The sequence below is a fragment of the Novosphingobium sp. 550D genome (genome assembly GCF_057401885.1).
The window spans coordinates 2,845,735-2,859,965 of the sequence record NZ_CM171613.1 but is presented as its reverse complement, the minus strand read 5'-3'; the positions used below and the strand labels follow the sequence as shown (position 1 = coordinate 2,859,965).

Sequence of the window (14,231 nt, the reverse complement as noted above, 5' to 3'; positions counted from 1 at the left end):
GATCGATGAAGGCGCCGGCTTAGTTGCTCGTCTTGCCGCGCAGCAGGGCTTCAGGGCGCGTGCAGAGGTGCAGCGGATAGGAAAAGATTTCCGGCTGCACCCACTGCTTGCGCTTTTCATCCCAGATGAGGCCGGAATAGATCTCGCGGCCGATGGTGTTGACCGTATCGAAATCTTCGCCCGGCCCGTTGAGACGGCGGAAGAGGCCCGGAACGCCCTTGATGATGAACTTCACCTTGTTCGAGCCAATGCCGATGGTCGAATTGTCATCGGTGCCCTTGTAGTTGACCCAACTGACATCGAATTGCCGAAATTCGGCAAATGCGGTGCCTTCGCGCAGCGCCGCCGCCGCTTCCCAATTCTGGTAGGAGCGGATCACATCGGGATGGTTGGTGAACTTGTCATAGAACGTGTCACCGCAAAGCCCGATGATCTGCACGCCAGGGTTGAAGGCCATGCCGAGGGCGCGGGCAATCGGACGAACCACAGCGTTGGAAACAAGCGAGCGCAAAGCACCAGAAGTGGGCGCCGTATTGCCAAGGTCAAATTCGATTTCAGCAGGTTGGACGATGCCAAATTCACTGAAGAAATCGTAAAGTACCGAACCATCGGTATCGAGCAGAACGCCCGACGCCGCGCCCAGCCGGTGAAGTTCCATGGTCAGTTCATATTCCATCAGAAGCTTTTGCTGCTTTTGCGTAACGAGCTTCATCGCGGTCAGCAGTTCGCTTTCAGTGCCAAACGCGCGGACACCTTGGATCTGACTGGCAAAGATTTGATCGCCGCGCGCGATGCGGGGAATGTTGAAGCTGCGCAGGACGCCCTTTTCCTCGCCGCGCTTGCCCGGTTCGGTGCCGCGCGCAGAGGTCGGGATCGGCGTCAGGATATAATCCTTGCGCTCAATCGAGACGGTGTTGGTGGTTACGCCCTCGCTGTCGCCAAACAGTCCAAGCGAACCCAGATAGCTGGGCACGCTGGGCATTTTTTCGACGGCTTCCGTCATCTGAATGAGGCTGAAGGCGTCGTTATTGAAAATATCCATGTGCATGGATTGTTATCCTTATTCGAATGGGAAGGGGACGGATCAGGCCGCCTTGATGCCAAGCACCAGAAGCTGCGCGATGGCCGCCGCTTTCTGGGGAGCGGTGATCCCGGCGGGCCACACCAGGTCGGCCAGATTGACCTGTGCCGGGCCGCGCTTGAAAATCAGACCGGGCAGATCAGCGCTGGTGGCGTTGACGCGGTTTTCGCCGTTCTTGCCGCCCACCAGAATGGCGGCGGCGTTCTGCGACCCATCGTTGGCGGCCGGGGCGAGGATGGTGTATTTGCCGCTGGCCGTAATCTGGCCAAGAACGGTGGAGGCAACGAGGTTCTGGCCGGTGATCACCGTTCCGAGGTCGGCGTGATAGCCGATGCCCATGGCCATTTCGCCAATGAACTCGCCATAACGCTTCGGTTCAGTCAATGCAGGCATGTGTGCGTCCTTTCAGCTTGGTCGCGTTACTTGCGGCCGCGAGGAGAGAGAGAGGCCTGGGCTTGTTCCCAGAGGGCAGCGGCGTTCTGCTGCTTGTCCTTGCCTTCGGGCTTGCCGCCGTTCGGATCGATGTTGCTGTTGGCGTTGCCGGCCAAAGCGGCTTTCATTTCAAGCCGGGCAGCTTCTTCCGGATCGGCGGCATTCGAGGCCTGGGCGCCAGCGGGGGCCTCGGCCAGCGCGCCAATGATGTCATCGGCCGACAGGCTGAAGTTATCGAGCAGCTTGGCCGCCAGCTTCTCGCGCCCGGCATAATGTTCGGAGGCCAGCACGGCGCTGAAGCGCTGGTTGGCGGCCTGCGCGCCCTTGGCAACGCCGGTCTGTTCGGCCGCCGCGATGGCGGCGGTGCTGGCTTCGGTGTTCATCTGGGTATCGTCCTTCTTCTTTTTGCCCTTGGGCGGCGCGCCTTCATCGCGGTCGCCATCCGGCTCGTTGTTGGGATCGTTGTCGGGGTCCGGATTGGAGGCGCGCGCCGCCAACCGGAGGCCCGCATAGGCTCCGTTGCTCATCGCTTTTCCTTGTGCTTGGGGGTTAGTTCGCGAGCCTGCGCGCGCGTTCGAAAATGGCCTCAAAGGGGCCAATACCGTCGATCAGGCCTTGGTTCAGGGCATCGTCGCCGTGGAACCAATCGCCTTCCTGATCCATGATCGCTTTGAAAGGAACTTTGCGGTTGTCCGCCACCAGATTAGCAAACTGAACACGGGTATCGTCCACCCAATTCAGCAGCTTGTTGACCGTGGCTTTGTCGGCCCGCTCATAGGGGCCGCCGCGCGCCTTACGTTCTCCTGCGCGGATCATGGTCACTTCAATGCCATCCTGATCCAGACCGCGCGTAAGATCGACAAGCATGGTCCATACGCCGATGGAGCCGACAATGCCGGTTTCAGGCATGTAGATCTCATCGCAGCCGGAGATGAGCGAGTAGCCCGCCGAGCAGGACTGTTCATTGGCCGCGCCGATGATCGGCTTGCCGCCGTTGCGCTTGGAATATTGGGCGATCTTGCGCGATGTATCGAAACAGCGCGCCACCTCGCCGCCGGGCGAATCCACATCGAGCAAGATGGCGCGCACCGCCGCGTCGCGGACGGCCATTTCCAGCAGCGTATCAATCTGATTGTACCCCACCATGCCGGAATAGGGGCGCAGGCCCGATACGCGCTGGGCCAGCGATCCTTGAATGGGGATGATCGCAACGCCGTCGATGACTTCATAGGGCTGAAACGGCTTGGCCGGTTCATCATCATCCATCGCATCATCGGCGCTTTGGCGCAGTTCGATCACGCCCATCGACGTGCCATCGATCCGGTTCAGCTTGGCGATGCCGAAATGATCGAGCAGCGCGGCCGCCACGATCTCGCACTTTTCCGGGCGCAGCATCAGGGGCACGTTGAACAGGCGCTGGCCGATCAGGGGATAGTTCATCATGCGGCGGCCCTCGTTTCGCTTGGCGCATTGGTGGATTGATCGTCGGCATTTTCGTCTTTGGCGGCGGCGGCATCTTCCGCTGCGCCCGCGTCTTTGACGTTGTGGTTGAGTTCGGGCAGGCCCATCTTCTCGCGTTCCTTTCGGAACCAGGCCTCTTCGGCCATGACATCGCGCGGATCGCGGCCTCGTTCGATGATGTATTCCACCGTCGATCCCCGGCCAGCCGCCGTATCGAGATTGTTGGCGTTGGCTTCCTTGAGCGGGTCCACCGAACCGCGACCGGGGCCGATCCATTCGGCCATGCAGATGGCCGTCTTGTTGCGATAGAAATTGGCGGGGCCGCCGGGGATCTTCACATTGCCCACGGCCACTTCCATTTCGAGCCATGCGGCATAGATCGGCGTGAGGAAGTGCTGACAGAAATAGCGGCGATCTTCCAGAAACGAGCGCCAGATTTCATTGAGCAGCGCGCGCGCCGAGGAATAGTTGATCCCGGCCCAATCCTGCGAAAGCTGGGGGTAGCTGATGCCCAGCGAGGCCGCGACCTTTTGCAGGATGAACTTGATGAAGCTGGGATAGTTGCTGTTGGGATGCGTGGCGGCGGGCGTCTCGACGCTTTCACCGGGCAGAAGGTGCGTGATGTGCGCGCCATCCATCACAACCGGCTGGTTTTGGCGATAGTTCAGATAGGCGTCGATCCATGGGTCAACCGAGCCAGACTCGCTTGTCGGAGCCAGCGCGCCTTCAAGATCCTCGGTTGTGCCTGGGCTTTTGATGAACAGGGAAAAGATCGCGGACTTCAGCGCGGCATGGACCTCGGCGCGGTCCACGCGATCCGCCATCTTGGCCGGAACCATGATTTCAGCCAGGCGGCTGATCCCATCGTTCTGTTCGGCCCGGCGCGGGCTGAAGATATGGACGAACTTGGCCCGGCCGGTTTTGCCAAAGCGAGGCACATAATCCCAGCGTGTGCCCCTGAAACCTGCAACCGGATCGCCGGGATGCCCGGATTGAACGTAATAGCCGATGGGCGCGCCATTGTCGTTGAAGGCGATCCCGCCGCGCAAATTGGGCGATTCCATCAAGGCCCGGTCTTGGGGATGGGAAATCCGCTCAGGCTCGATCAGCAGAACATTGGTCGGATTGCTCAGACCGCGATAGTCGTCGCGGATCTCGGCCGCCGCCTTGCCGTCTCGAATGTAGGTCAGATAGGCCAGCTTGGCCTGCGCGCCAAAGGACAGACGCTGGCGGGCATCGTTGCGAAATTCAATGTCATTGCCCCAGACCTCGAAGCGCTCCTGCACATCGGCGGTCCATTCCATTCGCCAGCCGTAATCGCGGCGCAGCAGGTTATGGCGGGGTTGGGGGGAGAGGCGGATATTGACGCCAATGACCGCCTCCACCTTGCGATCAAGGCCGCCGTTGATCCAGCCATTGTTCTCATCCAGATCGCGCGCGCGGCCGGTGATGGTGGACCATTCATAGCTGTTGCTGCCCGCGAACCTGACTCTTGGGTTCCACCCCGAAAACTCGCTCAGATCGTGCCGCGCCGCGTCCCTCTGACCGCCTCCCATCAGGGCAGCATAGGCCGACATTGAGGCGGCCGGGATAGACCCGTCCGCCCGCACGCGGATGCGAGGTTTTTCCATTGCGGTCATATCAGTTCCTGTAGGCAAGGCCGATGGCGCGGCGGCGGCGGGTAGGGGTGACACCTTCGTCAATCTGGGCCTGAACCAGATCGGATTTCAGTTGAGCCAGGTATGCGTTAAGCGCGTCGATATCGGGCACTTCGACGCGGACCTTGCGGCCATCGCGCCAGAGTTCGACAAAGGTTTGCCCCATGGCAACCTTGTGCCGCTGGCCTTCGACTTCGCTAATCCAGATGGTGATTTGAGCGGATGAAGCCATGGATGCGTTACCTTTTGTTGAGCGCGGCAAAGCGCGAAAGCATGTCTTGTTTCGGCGCCTTCTTGATCGGCGCCGGGCGGTCGGGATCACCTCCTTTCGGATAGAGGGGCATAGGGCGCGCCCAGATCGGGCGCCTGCCGGGTTCATCCCAGCGAATGTCTTTGCGTTCGGGCATCATCATGACGCGGCCCGCTTCGGCATAGGCAAACAGGTCGAGCGATTCATTATCGCCGCTGCGATCCCATTCGCCTCCGATCAGGCGTTCGCCGAAGAACTCGTCCATGTGCCGGCGGCTGATGCCATCGGCAAACTGGCACTGGCCCGGCCCGTTATCATCGACGCCAAGCCGCTCCACCGCCTGTTCCTTCAGCTTGTGGACGCCCAGCGAGAACATGCGGATGACCGGCTTGACCTCTTTGCCTTCCTGATCCTTGGCAATCGGTGTGCCGGCCGGGGGCACTTCCGGCGCTTTGGCCGAGGTTGCGCCCTTGATCGCCTTGACGGCGCGAAAATCGCCCCAGCGGCGGTCATCCATGCGTCGGATGAACTCATAGGCCTTCCATGTCACATTGCCGTCACCCGTATCGATACAGGTGATGGCAACCGGCACGCCTTGCTCAGGATTGGAGGCCAGCGGGATCTTCCGGTCGATGTAGGGCGCCAGGACCAACCAATCTTCCAGCCTCTCGGCCGGGCGAATGTCTCGGGCGATGCCATCGGGCCATACGCGCTGCTTGATGGTCACGCGGTTAATCAGCCAGGATCGGCTTTCCTCGTCCCATCCCCATGTGCCGATGTCGAACTTGCCATGGCCAACGTCGATGGATTGGGTGATGAATTTTGCGCCATCCGGCACGGTGCCGATCTCGAAACCTTCTCCCTTTTTGCTGGCGGCTTCGCGGCGCTTGTGCAGCGCTTCACCGTCCAGGCTGCTCGATTTGCCGGTGCCCTCAAACACCTCGCCAAACACCTTGGCCACCACTTCGCGAAGCTGCTCGATCTTGCGGCTCGTCTCATACTTGATGAGCGCTTCCTCAAGATCGCGGGCCAGTTCGGCATTTGTGACCATCTTGGACATGAGTCCATGGACCCAAAAGCCCATGGACTCATTCTCTTCGGCATCCCCGCAGATACCCAATTGAACGTCCAGCGTCTGGCCACGATGCATCCATTCGCCTAGATCCACCATGGCATGCCGCTGATCGTCATCAAGCGCAGAGCCGCAATGCGGGCAGGCCATGCATGCGGTATCCTTGGCCAATTCCACCCTCACATCATGTTCGGTTCCCGCTTCAGCCTTTTGGTAATGCAGGCGGAAGCGAGGAACGTCCTTCCAGAATTTGGTGGGGTAGGGCGAAGCCCAATGCCCACATTCGGCGCAGGGCATCACGTAGATGCCCCGGCTGGTTGTCACCCACGCCGAGGCGATGCCGGTTGACCAGCCCCGGTCGGGGTGGCTGGCCATGCCCACCTTGCGGTTGGACCCCAGCGCGCGGCCACGGATACGCGCCTGCTGAAGGAAGCTGGCGCAGATCCGCGGTTGATAGGTGTCGATTTCGTCGCCCACCATGAAGCCGAACTGGCGGTTCGTCATCTTGGTCGGGTTGGCAGGCAGAAGGTCGAAATTTCGTCCCGAAACTACCTTGTGGTCGGTTCGGTTGTCGCTTCGGCCCTTGCCGATCTTTTCGGTAATTTCCTCATGCAGATCGAACAGAGCTTTCCAGCCGATGTCCGCATAAGCCTGCACTTCGGAGTCTGATTTCAGATACCAGCCGATGTCCACCATCGGCCCGAACCGCATCAGCTTGAACGCATAATTCTCGAAGACCACCGTGCCGCCGGAACGCGCCGGTTTGGGCATGACGACTTCCTGCACCTTGGGGTTATCCAAGGCATCCATCGGCCCCACGTTGTAGGGCGTCAGGTTGCGGGACCAGAGCCGCTTGCCGTTGCCCTTGGGGACGGTGATGTAGCGGTACTTTTCCGCGCATTCGACGGTCGAGATTTTCTCCGGCGGTTTGACCAGAGAGATCCCGTCTTCGAGCAATGTACGCGGCTTCTTGAGGAATGATCGCGCGGCCAGTTCCTCAATCTGGCGCGTCAGACTATTCCGGTCGAGGATCGGTTGAGACATGCTTGAAGGCGATAGCTAAGCTGGTGCCTTACACCCCCAGCGTGGCCCTGAACGTGTTGATGGCCATTTGGCGAAGCATCACGCAAACGCCCCGCGCGCCTGGACCTTGGCCCACCATTCGCTGACGGTCACGACATCGACCTCGCCCGCGTCCTGACGGGCTTTGAGATAGTCGAGGATGGTGATCATCGAGGCAAAGTTGTCCGCTGGCGTGGTTCCCATGTGCTGGAAAATGTTCACGTCATTCGCTGCATCAATCTGCTGCTGAACTCTGGCAATGACCGAATTGGCCCCGGCGGCATCGCTGGTTTCCCAATTGAAACCGGGGAAGTGCATGGCAAAATTGGGATCAATGCCGAACCCGGTATAAACCCCGCCACCAGAGGCTACACGCCCACTCTTGAACCCGGCCGCGATCAAGGCGTCTTCCATCTTGGTGCCCCAGAACTCGCCCGTATCGAGATCGAAATTCAGTTTGCCCACGCTGGCCGGAATGGCGTTGTTCACGGTGAAGGTCGTGCCATCCACGATCAATTGGATGCGCGTACCAGCCGGAACGCTGGCACCGCCAGAAACGGCCATGCCCGGAACAAGTCCGGCGGTTGACGCTACTGTGACGGTGGTTGTCCCGTCGCAGGTTGCGGTCTGTCCGCGCAGGCGGCCAACACCGGTCAGCGTCAAGGACCCGGCCGGTAAGGCGTTCGACAGCTTGATGGTGTTGGGAGAGGGGCAACTCACCACATAGGTATTGGCCGGAACCCCAGCGCCATACACGTACATGCCAGCGAGGAAGAACGTCCAGGCCGCTGTGGCGCTCGTCGTGGTTATGGTGTCGGTTCCGTTCGCGGTGATCGCTTGCGCTTGCAGGCCGGGCAAATACCATGCGCCCGAGTAGGAATAGCACATATGCTGCGCCCCTGCCGCACCGAACTGTGCCGTCACCCAATCCTTGACGGACTGAATGTTGGCCATCGCATTGGCCACGCTGGGGTAATAGCAAATGGGTTCATCATTCGGCCCGCTGTCACAGGCCATGGCCCAACCGGCAGCATACATTTCCTGCAAATTGGCAAGCGTGAGGCGGCCGGTGCCAAGGCGATCAGGGCAGACATAGATCGTGCCTTTGAAGCCGCGTGCGGCAAGCATCGGAAAGCCCTGCGTATATTGCAGGCCGTTGCAGTCGTCGAACGACAGGATCACGCTGGGTTTGTGCCGCGTGGGGCGAATCATCGCATCGACGGTGACTTTAGCCATGCCGCAAGTGCCGGTTGCCGGGGTGGTGTCGATGCGGCTCATCTTGGATTGCGCGCCGGTCAGGTCCGTCATTTTCGCGCCGGTCCATGTGCCATTGGCACGGAACCGGTTGGCCTTGAACGAGAACCACTGCTTGCCCTTGGTGTTGGGACCGATAGCCTGATTGCTGGCTCCGGTCAGGGCATCATAAGCGTAGCGATAGGACGTGCCGCCGATGGTGAAGGAGGGCAGCAGCGAGGGCACATCGGCATTGTAGATGTCATTGCCGAAGTCCGCATACATCGCGATCAGATCCCACGACGAAGGATCATCGCTGTTGAACGCGGTGGTGTTCATCAGCGCATTGCTGCCCGTGCCTTGGAGAAGCATGGCGTTGGTGCCATGGATCGCCCCGGTGGTGGTCAGCGCGAATGTGCCGCCACTCGACGTGCGGTTGGTCAGCGTCTCGAAATCATCGAGCATCTGATAGGTGATCGGCGCGGTAACGCCGGGCGCGACCGCATCATAGACGGTCGGGTCCGCCACCACCTTGACCGCCCCGGTCGGATAGACTTTGACCGTCTGCGATCCTGTGCGCGCGGCGGTGGACCGGAAAATCAGGCGCGTCTTGATGCTGGGCTGCGTGCCGGAAAGCTGGACCGTGGGGGTCAGCAGGGAGAGCGTCAGCGCCTCGGCGGGCAGGCCGATGGCCTTGGCCTGCGCGGTGGCATCGCATTCCAGCATGACGGCCTTGTCGCTGTTGTTTTCCGACAGATAGGCCGAGACGGACGAAAACACGCCGGAGGCATCAATCGCAATGTCCTGCTGATATTGAACCCAACTGGTTTGTCCCGACGCGCCGGGGCCATTGGTGAAGGAGTTGAACTGGACGGTCACGCTGTCCGAGTTGCCGGTATTGGTATATTCGAAGCACTGGATGAACTGGCCGACCGGCGCGCCGTTCAATCCGGTGCCGGGTTCCAGATAGCATTTGACGTTGGCCGTGGCCGAGCCAGTGATAGTCAGGCCGGTAACGACGCCCGCCACCGCCGAACCCGATGCCTGTGAACCCAGCCCCTTGGTGGTCAGCGCGCCCGATACCGTGCCCGCCTGCGCCGTCCAGGTCGCCCCATTATAGACCGTGGCGGCCGCGTTGTTCACCTTCCAGAAGTTGCTGGTGTCGGCCACCTTGGTATCGAGGATCGCCTTGATCCATTTGGCACCGGGATAAGCGCCGCCCTGCGCCTCATGGTTGGCATCATACATCTTGTTCGGGTCGGCAAAGCTGGTGCCTGCGACATAGGCGGCATTGTCCGCCGCTTCATCCCCGGTTGGGTTGGCGATCAGCAGCTCGAACAGCGGCACGCGGAACAGCGTTGTGCCATAGCCTTCCCAACCCGGCATGTTGGTCCGCAAATAGGCGTTATAATCGCTCGTCCGCTGGCGGGCAGGCTGCGAAGAGCCAGCGTAACCGGCAGAGGTGGTGGGGTTACAATCCGCCACGAAGATGATGTTGCCCGCCTGCCAGTTCGGATGAGCGCGCAGGGCATCGACAATCGCCTTGGTCTGATCGCCCGCCGTGGCGCCAGCCACGCCGTTGATGATCGAGTTGAGCGCGCCATTGATCAGCACCACACGCGGCGGCTTGGGTAGGGTCATGAGCGCGTTGACGCGGTTGATCAGGCCCATCGTGCCGTTCTGTTCGACCAAATAGTCGCCGCTGATCGACTGGTTGGCCCCGCGATAGTTCTGCATCAGGACGTTGCTGGCCGTGGCCGATCCTCCCGAGGACGAAGTGACCGTGCCATTGGTGAAGGTGCCCGAGACGTTCTTGAGCGTGATGTTGCCCGCGCCCGCCGAATAGTTGATCGAGGCAATGGTGCCCGTCGCGCCGTTCGACGCTTGTGTCAGCAGATCGCCCTTGGCGAACGTGTTGGTCCCGCTGCCAAGGTTCATCGTGGCGTACTGGAAACCCCACCACTTCTCATAACGAAGATAGGGGCAAATGGCCTCAAGCCAGGCCTCGATGCCGGAGACGTTGGTTTTGATCAGCGGCAGGGCCGAAGCCGATGTGCCGCCCGTAATCCCGTTCTGTCCATAGCTGTGCGCCAGAACGCCAAACGATACGCCGTTGGGTAGGCTCGTCCCGCCGCCGCCACCGCCGCTGCTGGCCTGCCCGGTGCAGGTCAGCGTCCAAGGGAAAACGCAGCCATCGGCGCCGGTCGCGGTGCCCGTCATGCTCTGGGTTGCCCCTGCGGCCAGTGCAGCCGCCGCCGCAAAGGTGCTGCCCGAGAGTGAAAGGTTCGAGCTTCCCCCCGTCTTAACATAGGTAATGGGGGGCAGCAGATCGAAGCTGGGCAGACTGCCAAGCACGCCTGATGTCAAAGGAACCGTGACCGGGATGCTCCGCGCGCGCGCAGCCATCCGGCGTCCATTGCGTATCCCGCGAAGATAGGCTGAAGAGGACAAGTTGAAGCCTCCTTATTGAGAAGCGCGGGCGAATGCAGTCGGCGTTCCGCCGCCGCTGAATTTGAACAATGCGCCGCCCGTGAATTGATAAACGCCAGCGACGGTAATCGTCGTGAAGGGGCCGGCGCCGTTTTGATCGTAGAAGCCGGTATGCGGGGTCGTGGCATCCCTCAGGTCGCGATAAATCGTGATTGCGGAAGTCACGTCCCGAAACTCAATTTCGACCATGCCGTAAAGGGTGCCGTCGAAGAGATCGCCAGCCGCAAGTGGTTCGGGCTTGAGAAACAGCGGCGCTACGACCTGCGCTCCATAGCCCTTTCCAGTATCCACGGCGCTTTGCATCGCCGAATTTTTGATGTTTCCAGAGGCCATCGCTCACTCTTCCATTTTCATGATGCAGGCCCTTCCGGCACGCTCAATGGCGACCAGAATGTTCTGCGTTGCAGTTTCAAAGGACACTCGGATTTCGGGAGGCCAGCGCCCGTTCGGATCTTGCTCTTGCGCGGCGCGCAGAGCGGCCTCTTGGATGCTCGACATGAATGATAGGATCGCCATTCTCGCCTTCTCGGCATCGATCAATTCGCCCTGACGCTCCTGTTCCTCGCGGATTTCGCGCGACAAGCGGACCATCTTCGTCAGTTCATCGATGCTAAGGTCTTCCGGCGCGCCCTGAAGCGCATTTCCGGCAACGATCTTTTTAACTCGCTGCGCCCTTTTGACGCTGGCCTTCTGCTTGGCCTCGAAATGCGCGATCAGCGCGTTGATCGTTTGGAGCGGGCGAAACGCCCATTCAACCCCATTGCCGCCTCTAACAAAGGCATCGAACCTTGTCAGTTCTTCAACTTCATTGCTCCAGGTACGAAGCGCAGGCCAGCTAACCCCCAGCAGTTCAGCCATAGGCTGAGCCGTCAGCAGTTCGCCGCGTTTCAGTTTCGCGGCCTTGTCTTTGGCATGCTTGAGTTGAATAAGGCGGGCGCTGGGGGGCGTTGCTGCCCTGGCCATCGCATCCCCTTGTCAAAGGCGTGAATCAAAAAGCCCCGCATTCAGCGAGGCTTTTTGGACGCAATTCTTGAAACTTAGGAATGTTTGGACCTATTTTGTTCCCATGTCAATCAACCCCTAGGTCGCGCCGAAAATTTCAACGGTCGGAGAAGTGACCGGGGTTGGTGATGGGATGGTTAGCGGCCATTGGCGCTTCACATGCGGAGCGTCAGTGTTCGACCAGTTCAAGTCGTTCCGGTAAAGCCCTATGAATGTCGGTTCACGCCGACACCGGCCATTCCGCGCTCCATTTCACATTGATCAGGGCCGCCTCTAAAGCCGACATTTCAGCGCCCCGACCGAGACTCTGATAGCTGCCGCTCATTCACGTTCCCATGTAACGCGCTCGATGTGTCACGGGCGATCCGATCGCCCATCAAACCTTCAAACGTTGCAAATACCGATCGAAAGCGCGAAGGTCGGGGCGGCCGTCGTCGTCACCATGACCTCCCGGACGGCGATCCCCACTGAAAGAAACGACAGGCCGATGTATCAGCGAACCGACTTCAAGGACCTGCCGCCCGAACTAGCGGTGGCCCTGCAACAGACTGATTATATCGTCCGCTCCTATCTCGCAGGTCTATCTTTCTTGGTTCAGGATACGAGCCGCGACCCATCTTTTCTCGGCAACCACCTAATGTCCTATCTCGCGCAGAACATGCTTCAATCTGCGCTCTCGGTCGTCGCGCTCGCCACCGAAGGCATGCTGAGCGTGGCGCGACGCGAGCTGCGCTTCCTCCTCGAAGCGTCGATCAAGATCTGCTTTGTCCAGCGCGCCAGTTACGATTCGAGTGTGGACGACAAGCTCGCCGAGTTCGACAAAGTGCTCTCCTCACAGCGCATCTCGATCAAGGGGAATCTCGACCTCGACATGCTGCCCGATGGACTCCGTACGGCGTTCGCCGAAGAAGTCGGGAGGCTCTATGGCCTCACCTCGGCCTATGTCCATCTGACTCCTACGCAGATCCTCGACAGCATCGCAGCGGCCAAGGAAGGCGTCTCTGCGGGTAAAGAGCGCCCGGCCGACGTCGAAGCGCTGAACGGTATCGCCGAGCGCGTTATGGCGGCCTCGCTCGTGCTGCTGTTGCATAGTGTGCCGAGCTGGGTTGCGGGTGACTTGCTTGTCGATGGCGATGGCGCCGGCATCGATTGGCATTTCATAGGTTCGCGCTTCATCGCCGGGATCGATAGCCATTTCGACTACAAGCATGAGCGCCAAGCGATACTCGAAACGATTGAACGCGAACGTAAGGCATCAATCCGCTTCTAAGAAGATAGATCGCGCCAGTAAAATCCGCCCTCAGAACAGACCTGCATGGTCTGCAGACTGAGTACCGAAGCCTGTAGTTCATTCAAATTGGTTGCTGCACATTCCCCCATTCAAGCCATTGGCGGCCTAATCCATGAAAAATCTATCTAATGCCAGTGCTGCGGTAAGGAATAGAGGACGGGTAGATTTTATCAGCCAGTGCAGGAAGTTCTAGGCACTGTACCAACCGCTTGGCCATGTCGGTAGCCAATGACGGAAAAACCGGATGGCGCTGGGTTGGCCCCAGAATGATTCTGTCAATGATCGTCTCAAGCGTCCATGCGTCATCAGGAGCGCTTGGAAGCGGTTTCAAGGGGAATTTCAACTTACTCTCGATGACACCACGACTGATAACGCAATCGATCTTCTTTTTAAGATACGCATCTTTGTCCCTGTCGGGCATATAAACAACCCGCCATTCTTCTTCCTCCTTGAAGCCAAGGGCCTTTGATGACAGCGCATAGAGAAAGATGTATTCGCACAAATGAAATGCTGTCGCCTGAGCTATCGTTTCAACATCGAATTCGCCAGCCCCCCTGATCGCTTCGCCAAGATCAAGTGCTTCCTTCACCTTCTGTAAGATGTGGTTATGCCTCTGGTATTCTTCTTGATATTTTACCTCCAAGATAATTAATGGCGATGCGTGGTTTAGCTGGATGAAGTCCGTGGAGAAGACAATCGCTGCTCCGCCGCCATCATCACCGTACCCCCGCCACATAGACAGCTTGCCATTGCCATCACCTGATGTGTCGTATTTCGACAAGCAGAAAATGTGATAATCCAGAAGGTGAATGCGCTCTTTTTGCCCGAAAAAGAAATTGAAGAAATATATAATGCGGCCGAGTAATTCCTCTCCGATATGTGCTTTGAATATATCAACATTAGATTCATCATTTATGATGCGAAAAGCAGTAGCAAGCCCAAACACCATTTCCTGATGGTCGTTCATAAAGAAGGGATGCGACAGCCATATTTCCTTATGGCGTAGTATCTTCTCCAAGGTGTCCATTGAGGTGTAATGCGCCAAATGGGTTGGCCGCTCTTCCTGAGGGATATCAACCAAAGTGGTGAGGCCCTTATAGATATCGGCAAAACGTTCATTCGGGATATCGGTCATAGTTCTTGGCTCATGGCGTTGACGGCTCAATGTTGATTGGCTCCTACCATGAGCAAATCGGCAG

Annotated in this window: 12 protein-coding genes; 1 reads left to right on the top strand and 11 read right to left on the bottom strand. The window is 59.2% G+C overall.

The genetic code is table 11. The annotated features are described in order from the left end of the window. Nucleotides 1-19 precede the first annotated feature (19 nt). The 10 genes from AC2S2E_RS13595 to AC2S2E_RS13550 all read right to left on the bottom strand — a co-directional run bounded on the left by AC2S2E_RS13595 (nucleotide 20) and on the right by AC2S2E_RS13550 (nucleotide 11,702). Nucleotides 20-1,042 carry a major capsid protein gene (locus tag AC2S2E_RS13595; RefSeq protein ID WP_486522706.1) on the bottom strand — a complete coding sequence of 341 codons (1,023 nt, stop codon included), beginning with the start codon at nucleotides 1,040-1,042 and terminating at the stop codon, nucleotides 20-22. Nucleotides 1,043-1,084: 42 nt separating this feature from the next. Then, nucleotides 1,085-1,474 (bottom strand): head decoration protein, encoded by a 390-nt coding sequence (locus AC2S2E_RS13590; RefSeq protein WP_486522705.1) that lies wholly within the window; start codon nucleotides 1,472-1,474, stop codon nucleotides 1,085-1,087. Between the two features lie 26 nt (nucleotides 1,475-1,500). After that, nucleotides 1,501-2,040: a hypothetical protein gene (locus AC2S2E_RS13585; RefSeq protein ID WP_486522704.1), complete on the bottom strand. Its 540-nt coding sequence runs from the start codon at nucleotides 2,038-2,040 to the stop codon at nucleotides 1,501-1,503. Between the two features lie 22 nt (nucleotides 2,041-2,062). Next, on the bottom strand, nucleotides 2,063-2,956 hold the full coding sequence (locus AC2S2E_RS13580; RefSeq protein WP_486522703.1) for a S49 family peptidase: 894 nt from the start codon (nucleotides 2,954-2,956) through the stop codon (nucleotides 2,063-2,065). Then, nucleotides 2,953-4,614 carry a phage portal protein gene (locus AC2S2E_RS13575; protein ID WP_486522702.1) on the bottom strand — a complete coding sequence of 554 codons (1,662 nt, stop codon included), beginning with the start codon at nucleotides 4,612-4,614 and terminating at the stop codon, nucleotides 2,953-2,955. The genes AC2S2E_RS13580 and AC2S2E_RS13575 overlap by 4 nt, the downstream gene beginning before the upstream one ends. A gap of 1 nt (nucleotide 4,615) precedes the next feature. After that, complete coding sequence (locus AC2S2E_RS13570) at nucleotides 4,616-4,864, bottom strand: hypothetical protein (RefSeq protein WP_486522701.1); 249 nt, start codon at nucleotides 4,862-4,864, stop codon at nucleotides 4,616-4,618. A gap of 7 nt (nucleotides 4,865-4,871) precedes the next feature. Then, the gene (locus AC2S2E_RS13565; RefSeq protein WP_486522700.1) at nucleotides 4,872-6,998 is read right to left on the bottom strand and encodes a terminase gpA endonuclease subunit; all 2,127 of its coding nucleotides are present in this window, start codon (nucleotides 6,996-6,998) and stop codon (nucleotides 4,872-4,874) included. Between the two features lie 78 nt (nucleotides 6,999-7,076). After that, nucleotides 7,077-10,700, bottom strand: a complete 3,624-nt coding sequence (locus AC2S2E_RS13560) for a polysaccharide deacetylase family protein (RefSeq protein ID WP_486522699.1) — start codon at nucleotides 10,698-10,700, stop codon at nucleotides 7,077-7,079. 12 nt (nucleotides 10,701-10,712) lie between these two features. Then, nucleotides 10,713-11,072 carry a hypothetical protein gene (locus AC2S2E_RS13555; protein ID WP_486522698.1) on the bottom strand — a complete coding sequence of 120 codons (360 nt, stop codon included), beginning with the start codon at nucleotides 11,070-11,072 and terminating at the stop codon, nucleotides 10,713-10,715. 3 nt (nucleotides 11,073-11,075) lie between these two features. Next, nucleotides 11,076-11,702, bottom strand: coding sequence for a hypothetical protein (locus AC2S2E_RS13550; protein ID WP_486522697.1), 627 nt, complete (start codon nucleotides 11,700-11,702; stop codon nucleotides 11,076-11,078). 481 nt (nucleotides 11,703-12,183) lie between these two features. On the opposite strand from AC2S2E_RS13550, the gene AC2S2E_RS13545 reads away from it, so the two are divergent. After that, nucleotides 12,184-13,011, top strand: coding sequence for a hypothetical protein (locus AC2S2E_RS13545; RefSeq protein ID WP_486522696.1), 828 nt, complete (start codon nucleotides 12,184-12,186; stop codon nucleotides 13,009-13,011). Nucleotides 13,012-13,153: 142 nt separating this feature from the next. Here the strand turns inward: AC2S2E_RS13545 and AC2S2E_RS13540 are convergent, their stop codons facing one another. Further along, entirely contained in the window at nucleotides 13,154-14,167 is a 1,014-nt protein-coding gene (locus AC2S2E_RS13540; RefSeq protein WP_486522695.1) for a DUF2971 domain-containing protein, read from the bottom strand. Between the last annotated feature and the right edge of the window lie 64 nt (nucleotides 14,168-14,231).

Excerpts from the sequence above, each read along its gene's own strand:
- AC2S2E_RS13595 (WP_486522706.1), bottom strand. The coding sequence starts at position 1,042 with ATGGATATTTTCAATAACGACGCCTTCAGCCTCATTCAGATGACGGAA.
- AC2S2E_RS13590 (WP_486522705.1), bottom strand. The coding sequence starts at position 1,474 with ATGCCTGCATTGACTGAACCGAAGCGTTATGGCGAGTTCATTGGCGAA.
- AC2S2E_RS13585 (WP_486522704.1), bottom strand. The coding sequence starts at position 2,040 with ATGAGCAACGGAGCCTATGCGGGCCTCCGGTTGGCGGCGCGCGCCTCC.
- AC2S2E_RS13580 (WP_486522703.1), bottom strand. The coding sequence starts at position 2,956 with ATGATGAACTATCCCCTGATCGGCCAGCGCCTGTTCAACGTGCCCCTG.
- AC2S2E_RS13575 (WP_486522702.1), bottom strand. The coding sequence starts at position 4,614 with ATGACCGCAATGGAAAAACCTCGCATCCGCGTGCGGGCGGACGGGTCT.
- AC2S2E_RS13570 (WP_486522701.1), bottom strand. The coding sequence starts at position 4,864 with ATGGCTTCATCCGCTCAAATCACCATCTGGATTAGCGAAGTCGAAGGC.
- AC2S2E_RS13565 (WP_486522700.1), bottom strand. The coding sequence starts at position 6,998 with ATGTCTCAACCGATCCTCGACCGGAATAGTCTGACGCGCCAGATTGAG.
- AC2S2E_RS13555 (WP_486522698.1), bottom strand. The coding sequence starts at position 11,072 with ATGGCCTCTGGAAACATCAAAAATTCGGCGATGCAAAGCGCCGTGGAT.
- AC2S2E_RS13550 (WP_486522697.1), bottom strand. The coding sequence starts at position 11,702 with ATGGCCAGGGCAGCAACGCCCCCCAGCGCCCGCCTTATTCAACTCAAG.
- AC2S2E_RS13545 (WP_486522696.1), top strand. The coding sequence starts at position 12,184 with ATGACCTCCCGGACGGCGATCCCCACTGAAAGAAACGACAGGCCGATG.
- AC2S2E_RS13540 (WP_486522695.1), bottom strand. The coding sequence starts at position 14,167 with ATGACCGATATCCCGAATGAACGTTTTGCCGATATCTATAAGGGCCTC.